The 15162-nt window shown below is 69.0% G+C and carries 13 protein-coding genes and 1 pseudogene; 6 read left to right on the top strand and 8 right to left on the bottom strand.

Annotated elements, in window-relative coordinates; all coding sequences use genetic code 11:
- Positions 1-101 precede the first annotated feature (101 nt).
- Positions 102-968, bottom strand: a complete 867-nt coding sequence (gene panB, locus BLW57_RS27365; RefSeq protein ID WP_093478119.1) for a 3-methyl-2-oxobutanoate hydroxymethyltransferase — start codon at positions 966-968, stop codon at positions 102-104.
- A gap of 192 nt (positions 969-1160) precedes the next feature.
- Here panB and BLW57_RS27370 point away from each other — a divergent pair, with 192 nt between their 5' ends.
- From BLW57_RS27370 to BLW57_RS27385, 4 genes are all read left to right on the top strand, one after another.
- Positions 1161-2747 (top strand): MFS transporter, encoded by a 1587-nt coding sequence (locus BLW57_RS27370; protein ID WP_176985742.1) that lies wholly within the window; start codon positions 1161-1163, stop codon positions 2745-2747.
- A gap of 74 nt (positions 2748-2821) precedes the next feature.
- Complete coding sequence (locus tag BLW57_RS27375) at positions 2822-3451, top strand: TetR/AcrR family transcriptional regulator (RefSeq protein ID WP_176985743.1); 630 nt, start codon at positions 2822-2824, stop codon at positions 3449-3451.
- 186 nt (positions 3452-3637) lie between these two features.
- Positions 3638-4687 carry an endonuclease/exonuclease/phosphatase family protein gene (locus BLW57_RS27380; RefSeq protein WP_093478124.1) on the top strand — a complete coding sequence of 350 codons (1050 nt, stop codon included), beginning with the start codon at positions 3638-3640 and terminating at the stop codon, positions 4685-4687.
- A 94-nt stretch (positions 4688-4781) separates the two neighbouring features.
- Positions 4782-6005 (top strand): MFS transporter, encoded by a 1224-nt coding sequence (locus BLW57_RS27385; RefSeq protein ID WP_093478125.1) that lies wholly within the window; start codon positions 4782-4784, stop codon positions 6003-6005.
- 83 nt (positions 6006-6088) lie between these two features.
- Here the strand turns inward: BLW57_RS27385 and BLW57_RS27390 are convergent, their stop codons facing one another.
- From BLW57_RS27390 to BLW57_RS27400, 3 genes are all read right to left on the bottom strand, one after another.
- Positions 6089-8032: a S53 family peptidase gene (locus tag BLW57_RS27390; RefSeq protein ID WP_093478127.1), complete on the bottom strand. Its 1944-nt coding sequence runs from the start codon at positions 8030-8032 to the stop codon at positions 6089-6091.
- A gap of 234 nt (positions 8033-8266) precedes the next feature.
- Complete coding sequence (locus BLW57_RS27395) at positions 8267-8899, bottom strand: DUF305 domain-containing protein (protein WP_093478128.1); 633 nt, start codon at positions 8897-8899, stop codon at positions 8267-8269.
- Positions 8896-9573, bottom strand: a complete 678-nt coding sequence (locus BLW57_RS27400) for a DUF3105 domain-containing protein (RefSeq protein ID WP_093478130.1) — start codon at positions 9571-9573, stop codon at positions 8896-8898. Before BLW57_RS27400 ends, BLW57_RS27395 begins: the two co-directional genes overlap by 4 nt.
- Before the next feature lie 355 nt (positions 9574-9928).
- On the opposite strand from BLW57_RS27400, the gene glnA reads away from it, so the two are divergent.
- The gene (gene glnA / locus BLW57_RS27405; RefSeq protein WP_093478131.1) at positions 9929-11290 is read left to right on the top strand and encodes a type I glutamate--ammonia ligase; all 1362 of its coding nucleotides are present in this window, start codon (positions 9929-9931) and stop codon (positions 11288-11290) included.
- Between the two features lie 423 nt (positions 11291-11713).
- Here glnA and BLW57_RS27410 read toward each other — a convergent pair whose 3' ends face one another.
- The 3 genes and pseudogenes from BLW57_RS27410 to BLW57_RS27420 form a co-directional block, all read right to left on the bottom strand.
- On the bottom strand, positions 11714-12181 hold the full coding sequence (locus BLW57_RS27410; protein WP_093478133.1) for a hypothetical protein: 468 nt from the start codon (positions 12179-12181) through the stop codon (positions 11714-11716).
- A 470-nt stretch (positions 12182-12651) separates the two neighbouring features.
- On the bottom strand, positions 12652-13044 hold the full coding sequence (locus BLW57_RS27415) for a hypothetical protein (RefSeq protein ID WP_093478134.1): 393 nt from the start codon (positions 13042-13044) through the stop codon (positions 12652-12654).
- Between the two features lie 783 nt (positions 13045-13827).
- A pseudogene (locus BLW57_RS27420) lies at positions 13828-14217 on the bottom strand (tyrosine-type recombinase/integrase); the annotation flags it as partial.
- A 35-nt stretch (positions 14218-14252) separates the two neighbouring features.
- On the opposite strand from BLW57_RS27420, the gene BLW57_RS43150 reads away from it, so the two are divergent.
- Entirely contained in the window at positions 14253-14510 is a 258-nt protein-coding gene (locus BLW57_RS43150) for a hypothetical protein (RefSeq protein ID WP_176985372.1), read from the top strand.
- Between the two features lie 463 nt (positions 14511-14973).
- Here the strand turns inward: BLW57_RS43150 and BLW57_RS27430 are convergent, their stop codons facing one another.
- Positions 14974-15162, bottom strand: a complete 189-nt coding sequence (locus BLW57_RS27430; RefSeq protein ID WP_093478136.1) for a hypothetical protein — start codon at positions 15160-15162, stop codon at positions 14974-14976.

Here is a 15162-nt window from a genome sequence, read left to right on the forward strand (position 1 = left end):
CCGACAGGGCTGCGGACGGGCCCGCGGACCCGCCCCGGAAAAGGCGGCAGCCCGTCGACGGGGGAAGATCGACGGGCTGCCGGCGGTGTTGCCGCAGTGGTCTAGTGGACGGAGTGCTCCTCCAGCGGGAACGTGCCGCCGACGACGTCCTCGGCGAACTCCTTGACCGCGTTCCCCATGACCTCGCGCAGGTTCGCGTACTTCTTGACGAACTTCGGCACCCGGCCGGAGGTCAGCCCCAGCATGTCGGTCCACACGAGGACCTGCGCGTCCGTCTCGGAACCGGCGCCGATGCCCACCGTCGGGATGTGCAGCACGCGCGTCACCTCGGCGGCCAGCTCCGCCGGCACCAGCTCCAGCACGACCGCGAACGCGCCCGCGTCCTGCACGGCCTTGGCGTCGCGCAGCAGCTGCTGCGCCGCCTCCTCGCCCCGGCCCTGCACGCGGTAGCCCATCGCGTTGACGGACTGCGGGGTCAGGCCGATGTGGGCCATCACCGGGATGCCGGACTCCACCAGCAGCCGGATCTGCTCGTGCGAGCGCTCGCCGCCCTCCAGCTTGACCGCCCCGACGCCGGCCTCCTTCACCAGCCGGGTCGCCGAGCGCAGCGCCTGCACCGGGCCCTCCTGGTAGGAGCCGAAGGGCAGGTCGCCGACGATCAGCGAGCGGGTCGTGCCGCGTACGACGGCCGCCGAGAGCATGGTCATCTCGTCGAGGGTGACGGGCACGGTGGTCTCGTACCCGAGGTGACAGTTGCCCGCCGAGTCACCGACGAGGATCACCGGGATCCCGGACTCGTCGAAGACGGACGCGGTCATCGCGTCGTAGGCGGTGAGCATGGGCCACTTCTCGCCACGCTCCTTGGCGAGGGCGATGTCGCGGACGGTGATGCGGCGAGTGCCCTTCCCCCCGTACAGCGCCTTGCTGCCGTCGGAAGGCTTGTTCTGGGCAGCCGAAAGCTGCGTCATGGCAACGGCTCCTTCAGTCATCTCGAGGCGCCCTCACGGCGTCCCCGGATCCTCTCCATGGTGGCACCTCGTGCCAGTCACGACCAGAGGGGGCCCCGTGATCCCCGCCCATGGCCGGAATCGTGTAAGGCCTTGGTAAAGAAAATAAGATACGAGACGGTTCCGTATCGAAATGGTTCTAGGCTCGGACGCATGACAAGTCCCGTCCCTGCCTCCCGGATACCGGAAGCGGTGCACCGGCGCCGCTGGGCGATCCTCGGCGTGTTGATGCTGAGCCTGCTGATCGTGGTGCTCGACAACTCCATCCTGAACGTCGCCATCAAGACCATCTCCACCCCCGCGCCGATCGGCCTCGGCGCCACCCAGAGCGAGATCGAGTGGGCGATCAACGCCTACACCCTCGTCTTCGCCGGCCTGCTGTTCACCGCCGGACTCGTCGGCGACCGCGTCGGCCGCAAGAAGGTGCTGCTCGGCGGCATCGCCGTGTTCGGCATCGGCTCCGCGCTCGCCGCCGAGTCCGGCTCCCCGGGGCAGCTGATCGCCTTCCGCGCGCTGATGGCGCTCGGCGCCGCCTTCGTCATGCCCGCCACCCTCGCCGTGCTCATGAACGTCTTCGAGCGCGACGAGCAGCCCAAGGCCATCGGCATCTGGGCCGGCGGTGTCGGCCTCGCCATCGCCATCGGCCCGATCACCGGCGGCGCGCTCCTCGACCACTTCTGGTGGGGCTCGGTCTTCTTCGTCAACGTGCCGATCGTGATCGTCGCGCTGGTGCTGATGACCTGGCTGGTGCCCGACTCCCGCGACCCCAGCCCCGGCCGCCTGGACCCGGTCGGCGTGGTGCTCTCCGTCGTCGGCCTGGTGCTGCTGGTCTACGGCATCATCAAGGGCGGCGAGCTGGCCGACTTCACCGACGCCAAGGTGCTCGCCACGATCGTCGCCGGACTCCTCGTCCTGGCCGCGTTCGTGGTCTACGAGAAGCGCAGCGACCACCCGTCGCTGGACGTCACCTACTTCAAGAACAAGGTCTTCTCGGCCGCCATGAGCGCCATCGCGCTGGTCTTCTTCGCGCTGATGGGCGTCACGTTCTTCGGCGTCTTCTACACCCAGAGCGTGCGCGGCTACTCCCCGCTGGAGTCCGGCGTGCTGATGCTGCCGCTCGCCCTCGCCCAGCTGATCTTCGCACCGCGCGCCCGGCTGGTGGTCGAGCGGTTCGGCAACAAGGCCACCACCACGGCGGGCCTGCTGCTGATCGCGGCCACCCTGGCCGTGTTCGCCACCTTCGAGGCGGACACCCCGATCTGGCTGCTGGAGGTCGTCTTCTTCCTCATGGGCACCGGCATGGCGCACATCATGACGCCGACCTCGGTCGTCATCATGCAGGCCCTGCCGCGCGAGAAGGCCGGCTCCGCCTCCGCGCTCAGCAACACCTTCCGCCAGGTCGGCGGCGCCCTCGGCATCGCCGTCCTCGGCTCAGTGCTCGCCACGGCGTACCGCAACGGCATCGAGGGCAAGCTCGGCGCGCTGCCGGCCGGCCTGCGCGACACCGCCGGCGAGTCCATCGAGGCCACCCTCGGCGTCGCCGCCAGGCTCGGCCCGCAGGGCAGGGCCCTGATCACCCCCGCCAACGACGCCTTCCTGCACGCCATGCACGTCACCGCCCTGTGCGGCACGGGCGTCGCGCTGATCGGCGCCGTGGTGACCGCCCTGTTCCTGCCGGGCAAGCCGCCGGCCGGTCAGAAGGGCGAGAAGGAAGCGGAGTTGGTCGCCGCCGCGGACTGAGCACCGGTGCGGTTCCACGGGGGAAGGAGGAGGCTGCGGGACAATTCCCGCAGCCCATCGAGAGGACGGATCGAGTGAGCCTTGCCGACAGCCGGACGCGACCGGTCACACCCGCGCGGGGCCGACCGCGCAGTGAGGCCGTGGAACACGCCATCCTGGAAGGCGTGATGAAGCTCCTGGAGGAGGGCGTGCCCCTCGCCGAGGTCTCCATCGAGCGCGTCGCCCGCACGGCCGGCGTCGGCAAGGCCACCATCTACCGCCGCTGGAGCGGCAAGGAGGAGCTGTTCGTCGACGTCCTGCGCGCCGCCGAACCCCCCGACCCCGAACTGCCCGGCACCTCCATGCGCGACGACCTCGTCGTCCTGCTGGAGTCGCTGCGCCAGCGCGGACTCAGGAGCCGTACGTCGGCCATCCTGCACAACGTGTACGCCCAGATGAAGTCCAGCCCGAAGATCTGGGCCGCCTACCACGCCGGTGTCGTCGCGCCCCGGCGCGCGCTCTCGCTGCAAGTGCTGCGCCGCGGGCAGGAGAACGGCGAACTGCGGCCGGACATCGACCTGGAACTGGCCAACGACCTGTTCAGCGGCCCCATGCTGGTGCGCACCATCATGCGTCCCGACGGCGAACTCCCCGAGGATCTCGCGGAGCGGATCGTCGACACGGTCCTCGCGGGCCTACGACCCGTCAGCTCGACAGCCTCGTAGCATCAATGTGCGCGTTTCGTCACAGACCACGCGTGCCACGGGGGTGACCGGAACTCCCGGCCCCGCTTCGTTCGTCATCGTCTTCCGTACGGCCGTCATGGGACGGCGGAACGGAGCCGATCATCCCCTAGGGTCGGAAGAGCACGGGGGCGGACGGTGTGCACGGCAGGCAGTGAGGCAGACGGTATGGCGCAGCAGGCGTACATGACGGAGACGGACAACGGCGGCTCGGGGCCCGAGCGACCAGGATCCCGGCTTCGGCGCCTCGCGCACAGGCTGCTGCACGGGTGGCGCGGCGATCCACGGATCTGGCGGCGGGGCATCGTCCTCGCCGTGCTCGCCCTGTTGCTCGCCCTCGTGATGCTGGTGCACTCCCGCATCCCCAACCGGGTGGGGAACCTCGGCTCCCTCACCGAGACCTTCCTGCCCTGGGTCGGCGTGGCCGTGCCGGTGCTGCTGGTACTGGCCCTGGTCCGGAAGTCGGCGACCGCCCTCATCGCGCTCCTGCTCCCGGCGATCGTGTGGCTGAACCTCTTCGGCGGGCTGCTCACCGACAAGACCGGCAGCGGCGGCGACCTCATGGTGGCCACCCACAACGTCAACGCGGACAACCCCGACCCGGCCGCGACCGCCACCGACGTGGCCGCGTCCGGCGCCGACCTCCTCGCCCTGGAGGAGCTGCCCGCCTCCGCCCTGCCCGTCTACGAGAAGGCGCTCGCGGGGACCTACCGGCACCACGCGGTCGTCGGCACGGTCGGGCTGTGGAGCAAGTACCCGATGACCGACGTACGGGCCGTGGACATCAAGCTCGGCTGGAAGCGCGCGATGCGTGCCACCGTCGCCACCCCGCAGGGCCCGGTCGCGGTCTACGTGGCGCACATGCCCTCGGTGCGGGTGAAGATGAAGGCCGGGTTCACGGCGCGGCAGCGCGACAAGAGCGCCGACGCGCTCGGTGAGGCCATCGCCGACGAGCGGCTGCCGCGGGTCGTCCTGCTCGGCGACCTCAACGGCACGATGAACGACCGCTCGCTCAACGCCGTCACCTCCCAGCTGCGCTCCACGCAGGGCGCGGCGGGCAGCGGCTTCGGGTTCAGCTGGCCGGCCTCGTTCCCGATGGCGCGGATCGACCAGATCATGGTCAAGGGCGTGGAGCCGGGGAGCTCCTGGACGCTTCCGCGCACGGGCAGCGACCACTTGCCGGTGGCTGCCCGTGTGAAGCTGGACACAGGCTCGTAACCCGCTGGAATACCGGGCCTGAGAGCATTTGTTCCGACGGGGAACTTACTGCGGGACTCGAACCCCGTACACCGTCGCTCTGAGAGGTCCCTTCATGCCCCTGGCCCTGCTCGCCCTCGCCGTGGGCGCCTTCGGCATCGGTACCACCGAGTTCGTGATGATGGGCCTGCTGCCCGATGTCGCGGACGACCTGCACATCTCGATCCCCGCCGCCGGGCACCTCGTCTCGGCCTACGCGCTGGGCGTCGTCATCGGCGCCCCGCTGCTGGCCGCGGTCACGGCCCGCATGTCCCGCCGCACGGTCCTCATCGGCCTGATGGTCCTGTTCGTCGTCGGCAACGCGCTCTCGGCGTTCGCCCCCGGCAACGGCTCCCTGCTGGCCGCCCGCTTCCTCAGCGGCCTGCCCCACGGCGCCTTCTTCGGCGTGGGCGCGGTCGTCGCGACCGCGATGGTGCCGCCGGAGCGCAAGGCCCGCTCGGTGTCCCTGATGTTCCTCGGCCTGACCGTCGCCAACATCGCGGGAGTGCCCGCCGCCACCCTGATGGGCCAGCACCTCGGCTGGCGGGCCACGTTCCTCGGCGTGAGCGTGATCGGGCTCGCCGCGATCGCCTCGCTCGCCCTGCTCATCCCGCACGACCACACCCAGGCCCCCGCGACCGGCCTGCGCGGCGAACTGGCGGCCCTCACCTCCTTGCCGGTCTGGCTGGCCCTCGGCACCACCGTGGCGGGCTTCGGCGCGCTCTTCGCCGCCTACAGCTACGTCACCCCGATGCTGACGGACTCCGCCGGCTTCGCGGAGGGGAATGTGACGCTGCTCCTCGCGCTCTTCGGTGTGGGGGCCACCGCGGGCAACCTCCTGGGCGGCCGTCTCGCCGACCACTCCCTGCGCGGCACGCTCTTCGGCGGCCTGGCCTCCCTGGCCGCGGTCCTGGCCCTCTTCCCGCTGATGATGCGCTCGGAGTGGAGCGCGGCCGTCGCCGTGACCCTCCTCGGCACGGCCGCGTTCGTCACCGGTTCGCCGTTGCAGCTGATGGTGATGGAGAAGGCCGCCGCGGCCCCGTCCCTCGCCTCCTCCGCCAACCAGGCCGCCTTCAACCTCGCGAACGCCGGCGGCGCCTGGATCGGCGGCCTCGCCCTCGCGGCCGGCTTCGGCGTCACCTCGCCGGCCCTCGCGGGCGCCGTGCTGGCCGTCCTGGGCCTGGGCGTGGCGGGCGTGGCCCACGCGGTCGACCGCCGCCGGGACGAGCTCCCGGCGGCGTCCGCGGGGCGGGTCGTCACCTCGCATCTGCCGGAGGAGTCGGGGGCGTTGCGCCCCTGAAGCGGGTGCCCGGCATGACGAAGGGGCGTGGGGTGCCCGGCACCCCACGCCCCTCGGCCGATCCGCTCAGCCGATCCGCGGAATCAGTGCTTGCGGTACGACTGCACGTAGCCGTTCGCGGGCGAGCCCACGCCGGTCACGTCGTCGTAGCCCTTCACCGCGGACAGCGAGCTGTCCTTGCCCAGGCTGCGGGCCGAGGTCAGCAGGCCGTCGGCGGCGTCGAAGCCGTTGGCGAAGTCCACACGGGCGACCGCCAGGCCGGAGCCCGTCGGGTTGTCCGTGACGTCGTGGAAGACGCCCTTCTTGCCGTACTTGGCGTAGATCACCGGGTTGGCGAAGCCGAGCGCCTTGCCGCCGCGCGCCTCCTGGGCGAGGGCCTGGACCGCCGCGATGACCGGAGCGGCCAGCGAAGTGCCGCCGATGCGGTACTGGCTGTACTTCTCCGAGCCGTCGGGGAAGGTCTGGGTCTGGCCCACCAGGAAGCCGGTGTTCGGGTCGGCGATGGCCGCGATGTCCGGGACGACGCGGTTGCCGGCGGCGTTGTTGGCCGTGGCCAGCGCCTTCGGCACGACGTTCTTCTGGTAGTACGGCTGCGGCACGGTCTTGCTGGTGCCGCCGCCCGCGCCCGAGGTGTAGGCGCCGGGGAAGCCGGCCCAGCTCTTGCCGTCGGCCGACAGGGTCGCCTTCTCGGTGCCCCAGCCGGTCTCCCACTGGTACTTGTCGCCCTTGCCGACGGCCAGCGAGGTACCGCCGACCGCGGTCACCCACGCCGAGTTGGCCGGGGTGTCGACCTGCTTCGTACCGGTGTTGGCGACCTCGTCGCCGTTGTCGCCGGAGGAGAAGTAGAAGCCGATGCCCTGGACCGCGCCCAGCTGGAAGACCTGGTCGTACGCGGCGGCCAGGTCCGGCGTCTGGTTGGCCTCGATGTCGCCCCAGGAGTTGGAGACGATGTCGGCCAGGTGGTTGTCGACGATCTTGCTGAGCGAGTCCAGCAGGTCGTCGTCGTAGCAGGACGCGGCGCCCACGTAGGTGACGTCGGCGTTCGGCGCGACCGCGTGCACGGCCTCGACGTCGAGGGTCTCCTCGCCGTACCAGCCGGCCGCCCCGCACTCCTCGGTCTTCGTGTAGTTCTTCGGCAGCACCTGGTGCAGCTGACCGGTCTTCCAGGCCGCGTCACCGTTCTTCTGCGCGTACTTGCCCGCGTCGAAGGCGATGGTCGGCGAGGCGTAGGCGTCCGTGATGGCGACGCGGACGTGCTTGCCGGTGTAGGTGCCCGCGCCGTAGGCGGCGCGCAGCTGCCTGCCGGTGTAGCCCTTGATCGCGTACGGGATCTTGTGGCCGTACGCGTCCGGCAGCGTGCTCGCGGTGTTCGAGCCGTAGTACGAGGAGAACGGCCCGGCGTTCTTGAACACGGCGTCCGGCGGCGGCAGCTGGTCGTGGTGGGACGACTTGTGCGGGGCGTTGTCCAGGCCGGTGACGGTCAGGACGGCGCCACGGAGGCCGGCCGGCACGGACGCGGTCTGCGCGGGGGCGCGGTAGGTCTTCGAGCCCTTGGCGAAGTTGTGCAGCTGGGTGCCGAACGCCTTCTCGGCGGCGGCGACGTCACCGGAGACGGTGACGTAGTGCGCGGTGACCTCGGTGATCTCCAGACCGGAGGACTTCAGCCAGGACTTGACCGCGCTCACCTGGGCCTTGGTGGCCCCGAAACGGGACTCGGCCTTCTTGGCGCTCAGGAACTTGCCGTAGAGCGGCGAGCTCGGGTCGGACACGGCCTTGGCGTAGGCGGCGAGTCCGGCCGCGTCCTTGCCGGCCAGGTAGACCCGGGCCTTGACCTGGGCGCTGTTCGACGCCGCGCCCCTGTCCGCCTTGGCCGTCGCCCAGAGCGGCCTGGAACCCTTCAGTACGTCACGTGCGGGGCTGTCCGCGGCCTGTGCCGCGGGTATGCCCAGCGCCAGCGCACCGGCGATCATGGGCAGTGTCGCTGCCATGCTCACACCGGCGCGCACCTTGGCGCGGTTGGATCTCATAGAACCCCCTGCGATGCGGTTCGCATGCATGTAGTGGCTGGAACGTCGAGCTCCTGCGCGCCGGCCCGCGGCGGTATCGGCCGGCGAATGGATCACACGACGGTGGCCACTCTTGCGATGAACCGTTCATGCCAGGGGAACGTGAAGGTCAAGAGAAGCTCAAGTGCCCGTCACTTGGGGTGAATTGCGTCGTTCATCCCTCACGGTTGGATAACGGAACGGCCTGCCGGCTGTTCACGAACGCGGTCGCGCCCCGCGCTCCTCGAGCATCCCCGCCATCACCTGGAGCTCCGACTGCTGCGCGTCCACCATGCCCTGCGCGAGCCTCTTCTCCACACCGACGGTGCACTTGGCGACGCATCCCTCGGCCATGTGGATACCGCCCTTGTGATGGTCCGTCATCAGCTGGAGGTAGAGGACCTCCGCCTGCTTGCCGCTCAGCGACCGCAGCTTCTTCAGCTCCGTGTTGGTCGCCATACCGGGCATCAGCGCGCCGTCCTTGCCGGAGGCCATGTCACCCATGCCCATCCAGGTCATCGGGGGGTCGGCCGACACCTTCGGCAGGCCCCACAGGTCCAGCCAGCCCAGCAGCATCCCGCGCTGGTTGGCCTGGGTCTGCGCGATGTCGTAGGCGAGCCGCCGGACGTCCTCGTCGCCGGTGCGGTCCCGCACGATGTACGACATCTCGACGGCCTGCTGGTGGTGGACGGCCATGTCCCGGGCGAACCCGGCGTCGGCGGAGTCCGCCGCCGGCGTCTTCGGGTCCGAACCGCCGGTGTCCTCCGCGACCGCGTACGTGATCGCGCCCGCGGCGACGAGCACCGCCGCCGCGGCCCCCGCCACCCAGCCGATGTACCGCCGGCTCATTTCATGGCCCCGCCGGTGCACGAGGCGCCCGGTTCGGGTGTCTGCTGCCCCTGCACATAGGCGGCGAAGAACTTGTCCACCTCGGGATCGCTCGCGCTCTTCACGGTCACCTGGTGGCCCCACGCCGACAGGATCAGCGGCGCGTCCTGGTTCGCGTACGGGCTCATCAGCGAGTACGGCGTCTTCTTCACCTTCGCCGCGAGCGCGTCGACGTCCGCCTTCTTCGCCTTCGCCGTGTACGTCACCCAGACCGCGCCGTGCTCCAGCGCGTGCACGGCGTTCTCGTCCCGCACCGGCTCGGTGTATACGTCACCGTTGCAGTTGAGCCAGACCGGGTTGTGGTTGCCGCCCACCGGCGGGTGCATGGGGTACGACACCTTGGTCGTCACGTGCGTCCGGGCCAGCTTCCCGGACCACGCCCGCACCCCGTCCTTGCCGGTGGTGAAGTGCCCGGAGTCGCCCGAGTTCTTGGCGTCGCCGCTCGCCACCGAGTCCTTCTTGTCGGACTGCTTGTTCACGAGCACCACACCGCCGACCACGAGACCGGCGACGACGACCACGCTCGCGGCGATGGTGAGCACCCGGTTGCGGCGTTCCCGGGCACGCTCGGCGCGCCGCATGTCCTCGATGCGCGCCTTGCGCGCCGCGGTGCTGCTGTTCTTGGCGGAACCCATGAGGCGAGTCCTTCTGGGGGAAAGGGCGGATAGAAGGGGTCGGGCCCGCTGATCGTAGTGCGCGAGAGTGGCGCTTCCGTAGAGAGGGCACGGAATCCTTCGACGGGGAAGGGGGCGGCCCGCGGAAACTCACTCCACGACGCGGATCGGCCATGACGGATGCCGGGGCGAGCAGGCAAGATGGGCGAGAGGGCAGTACACCTGCCGTACGAGAGGCGTTCAGCCCGGAGTCGCTTCGGCGATCAAGGTCCGCAACGCGCATGAAATGGTGTTGTGGTGGGATGCTCAGGTGCCCGACCGCCTCCCGCGGCACCGGGAACCGGCGGCCTGACCAGCAAGGATGGGGAAGCGGAAGATGGACAAGCAGCAGGAGTTCGTGCTCCGGACCTTGGAGGAGCGCGACATCCGGTTCGTACGCCTGTGGTTCACGGACGTGCTGGGCTTTCTGAAGTCCGTGGCCGTGGCCCCCGCCGAGCTGGAACAGGCCTTCGACGAGGGCATCGGCTTCGACGGCTCGGCCATCGAGGGCTTCGCCCGGGTCTACGAGTCGGACATGATCGCCAAGCCGGATCCCTCCACCTTCCAGGTCCTGCCGTGGCGCGCGGAGACCCCCGGCACCGCCCGCATGTTCTGCGACATCCTCATGCCGGACGGCTCGCCCTCCTTCGCCGACCCGCGCTACGTCCTCAAGCGCGCCCTCGCCCGGACCTCGGACCTCGGCTTCACCTTCTACACCCACCCCGAGATCGAGTTCTTCCTGCTGAAGGACCGCCCCCTCGACGGCTCCCGCCCCATCCCCGCCGACAACTCCGGGTACTTCGACCACACCCCGACCAACGTCGGCATGGACTTCCGCCGCCAGGCGATCACCATGCTGGAGTCGATGGGCATCTCGGTGGAGTTCTCCCACCACGAGGGCGCGCCGGGCCAGCAGGAGATCGACCTGCGCTACGCCGACGCCCTGTCGACCGCGGACAACATCATGACGTTCCGCCTGGTCATGAAGCAGGTCGCGCTGGAGCAGGGCGTGCACGCCACCTTCATGCCGAAGCCGTTCTCCGAGCACCCCGGCAGCGGCATGCACACCCATCTGTCCCTCTTCGAGGGCGACCGCAACGCGTTCTACGAGTCCGGCGCGGAGTACCAGCTCTCCAAGGTCGGCCGCTCCTTCATCGCCGGCCTGCTCCGGCACGCCGCGGAGATCTCCGCCGTGACCAACCAGTGGGTCAACTCCTACAAGCGCATCTGGGGCGGCTCCGAGCGCACGGCGGGCGCCGGCGGCGAGGCCCCGTCCTACATCTGCTGGGGCCACAACAACCGCTCGGCCCTGGTCCGCGTGCCCATGTACAAGCCCGGCAAGACCGGCTCCGCCCGGGTCGAGGTCCGCTCCCTGGACTCCGGCACGAACCCGTACCTGGCCTACGCCCTTCTGCTGGCCGCCGGCCTGAAGGGCATCGAGGAGGGCTACGAGCTCCCGCCGGGCGCCGAGGACGACGTCTGGGCCCTCTCCAACGCCGAACGGCGCGCCATGGGCATCGAGCCCCTCCCGCAGAACCTCGGCGAGGCCCTGACCCTCATGGAGAGCAGCGACCTGGTCGCCGAGACCCTCGGCGAACACGTCTTCGACTTCTTCCTGCGCAACAAGAAGTCGGAGTGGGAGGAGTACCGGTCCGAGGTGACGGCGTTCGAGCTGCGCAAGAACCTGCCCGTGCTGTAGGCACAGGTCATGGGGGGGCTCACAGCGTGTACTGCGCTGGTCCGACTGCTGGGGCTGACGGGCGTGGACCGTCGGCACCGCCGCCCCTCATCAGAGTCTGGGCCGTCTCTGGGCCGTCAAGACGAAGCCCCGCCGCGTTGTAGTGCTTCGTGCGCGCCGACAGCTGCGGGGCTAGGCAGGCCGTCAGCGTTGCCTGAGGCTTGTAGGGCCTCTTTGCGCTTTCGCTTCGTCGATCAAGGCTCGCTCGGCTCACTGACCCGCCTGTTGCTTCGACCACCTAAGTCTTCCCGCCCCGCGGCGGGCGAGGTGACTGGACGCTCGCCATGGGCCGGCCTTTGGCGGCGGTGGTGGGGCAGGGCAGGCGGCCGCCGTCGCGTCACCGTACGGTGACGCGACGGCGGCCGCGGCCTTTCACGACCAGAGTCAGAGGGCGACGCAGCTCCAGCCGAAGGAGACCCTCTCCCACTGAGCAGGGGCGTCGGCATCAAGGCCGAGGAGCGTCGGTGCCCACTGCTTGTACTTGCCATGGAAGACGATCTTACTGTGGCCGAATTCGGGGTTGATCATTTCCAGGCTGCCCGTGCCCTCGAACAGGCTCTGCCCATCCCGGGATGCAAGCTCTGCCTTGTATGAGATCTCGCCCGTCCGCGTAAGAAGCTCCTTCACGATCTGCTGGTCGACGACATAGACGCCCGTCAGAGTCGGCTGACTTTCGGACATGTCGTGGATCGAAGCCCTTCCGCCGGGGGCGTCGGAAATCGCCACCGGGAGCCGCAGAGCGCTTTTTCCGAAGAGCACCGTTGCGCCTGATGCCTCGATCCCGAAAAGAGCGGCGTCCCTGAACGTGCTGTCGGCCACGCTCTTCTTCAGATCCGTGTCATACGTGGTCATCCCCGCCTCCTGCTTGTCGCGTCCTCGTGAGCTTTCTGGATGCTGTCTGGTGTCTCCACCACCCCCAAATCTTGATCTTGTTCAGTCGACCGTGCCGTTGAGCGCAGTTTCCGCATTCTGGGATTCGAAAGCGTCGTGCGACAAGTGCGATCGCATCTCCCAGACCTAGCGGGTGCCGGCGTGGCGGATGCTTGCCTAGATGGACAACCTGGTTTTCCAAGCTGGCCCAGGTCAATGACAGTCCGGGAACGGGCTGCACTCGCTCCATCTCACGAGCGCTGAGCGCCCGGACATCCGGGTGGGCCAGGAGCTCCTCGGCAGCGCGTTGATCGGCGAGTCCTACATATGCCAACTCGTCCCTGTAGACGACTACTGCGTCACCGACTTGGTATCTCGTGTCCACCGTGGCGCCCTCGTGGGCCGGCAGCCGAATCGGCACTTCCAGCCATTGAATCCTAGCCATGTGACCCTCACTCGGATCCTTGACCGCAACAACCGGCGACTGGTACGCACCAGTATGAGCATTGACATCCGGCGCACGCGTGGCACTTCACGACGCAGAGTCCGCACCTACCTGCCAGGCAAATGAGGAACTCGGCCCAGCTGCTCTTGGAGCAACTGATAGCGGCGCTGAGGCAAGTTTGCCCACAGTTATCGGCGAGGCAGTCAAGGAGCACGTCCCAGAAGCCGCCGGACCGTTCTCGCAGCTGTCCGTCGGTGTCGTCGATGAAGTGTTCCGTGACGTCATCCAGGAAATTGTCGCTTGACGTTTCGAGGGTGAAGGCTTGCACCTCCTCCTCCCCCGCCGGGTCCCCCCTGATCACGCTCGCGCACATGGCCACGAGCTTGTTGTCGTAGGTCATGCTGTTGACGATAAGCGCAGACTTGATCTGGCTTACTCCTGGACCGTTCTCGCGCCCTCGCGGGTGAACTTCCCTGTCCAGGGCCCAATCTCCGCGAAGGCCGATCGGATCTTGCACGTTGGCGTCGGCGACGTCAGCTCCGAGAACTACGGGAAGAGCTTCTCGCAGCTTGGACACCTGCGAGTAACTCTTGCTCAGGCGATCCCACTCTGCTCTCGCAGTAGCGCCGGTAATCACCGACAGAGTTTCATTCGTCGTGACAGGTATGCCTGCCATCGCTTCCTCCAACTGCGTGTACTGAAGCGGGTGATGTCCACGGTAGCCCCCCGGAACTCCGCTCAATTCTCAGCATGTACCCATTAGGCCGAAGGTGCATCTGGAGTAACCCAAAGCTTAGTTGAGGGTTTCAATAGTTGATTATTCATCAATTTCCTTTGATTGACGCGCAGTCGAGGTGTCAGCCACTTGCGAAGCCCTTATTGTTCTTGGCGCATCGCGATGCAACCCGCATTGCCGGGAGGCGTCGTGCACCGTGGAGAGGCGTAAGGAAGCCCAACGGAAATCAGTTGGGCACCGCCGCAATCGACAACGGCCGCCAGGGCGGGCCCGTATACGGCTATGGATCACCAGCAGCGAATGACAGCGGCACGGAACGCTCCTCGGTTGTCCGCGCTACACCGGTTCGGCCGGGCGGATCGACCGTCCGGCCAAACTCCTAGTCGGGAATCGCCCAAGGACCCTCCGCCGGTGCGGAATGACCAAGCGACGAGCGGGCCAACGCAGTCAAGCTACATTCGGCACCGAGACGATGCCTTCGTAGAGGCCGTCGACGGCTTTTCGGGCCCGTGCGTCGCTGCTCGGCATGAGGTGCGTGTAGACGCGGAGCGTGAAGCCCGGATCGTTGTGCCCGAGGTACTGGCTCAGTGCCTTGATGTTCTCGCCGGCGTCCAGGAGGACCGACGCGTAGAAGTGCCTCAGGGCGTGCATGCCGTGCTCCCGCGCGGCCTGGAACCTCTGCCCCGGTTCCGGCTGCGGGATCACCTTCGCCGCCACGAGAGCGGGTTTCCAGGTGTGGACGTTGAAGTCGGTTCGCCGCACCGCGCCGGCACCGTCCAGCCTGGTGAACAAGAGCTGTTTCGTGAGGGGCGGACCATCCGGCCGTAGCCAGGGGAGACGTCTCCTTGCCCCGCCCCAGATAGGCCAGCGGCGTGACCACGGCCGTGGTGATACCCGCCTGGAGCAGGGGCGGGGCGAGCGCGATCCCGGCTGCGGCGACGGCGACGCCGACGGCGGCGGTGCCGAAGCGCCAGCGGCGGGTCTGGGTCCGGGCCCAGTGCGCGGCCTGGAGCCGGGCGGCCAGGTCGACGTCCTCGGGGCGGACCTTGACCTGGGCCCGCAGGGCTTTGACGGTCGCGGTGTGGTCCTGCGCCGACAGCGTCGGCCACAGCCCGACCACGGCCCGGTAGAAGCCGCGGGCGGCCAACAGCACGGTCTTGACCAGGTACTTCGGGGCGCGGAAGCCGTGGTAGCGGGTGTGCCACCAGGTAAGCCGCCCGAACGCCCGGACGTGTGCGAGCACGGATGCGCTGGAGCGTGCCCACACCGGCAGCACCGGGGCGTCGGGGAGGGTGAGCCAGTCGGCCAGCGGATTGTCCAGCCGGTCAACCGCCTCGCCCGCCGGAGACGGCTCCGCGTCCGCCTCCGTGGCCGTGGCCGGTGCGGGGATGGTGCTGGTGTCGGGTTTGGTCAGGTCGACCACCCAGGCCTTGCGGCCGGTGCGGTGGTCGTCCAGGCGGTGGACGGTTCCCACCGGTGTTGCCTCCGTGGCGGGTTCACTCATGACGGAACTCCTGTCAGCCCGGTCGGGCGGGAAGCTTGGGGAAGCGCCGTCCCCGCCCGCACAGCTGCGGGCGGGGCGGCGGGGAGGGATCAGTGCCGGTGGGTGCGCAGGGCCGTCTTGCAGGCCGGGCACTTGCGTGCGGGGCCGGTGCCGACGACCGGGGCGGGGATCACCTGGCCGCAGACGGCCCGGGTCACGCCGAACACCAGCGGTCCGCAGTCCGGGCAGTGAAAGTGCGAGATCAGGACCCGCGTCGCGCTGCCAGCGGTGCGAGGCAT

This window comes from Streptomyces sp. 1222.5 (assembly GCF_900105245.1).
GTDB classification, from domain to species: Bacteria; Actinomycetota; Actinomycetes; order Streptomycetales; family Streptomycetaceae; genus Streptomyces; species Streptomyces albidocamelliae.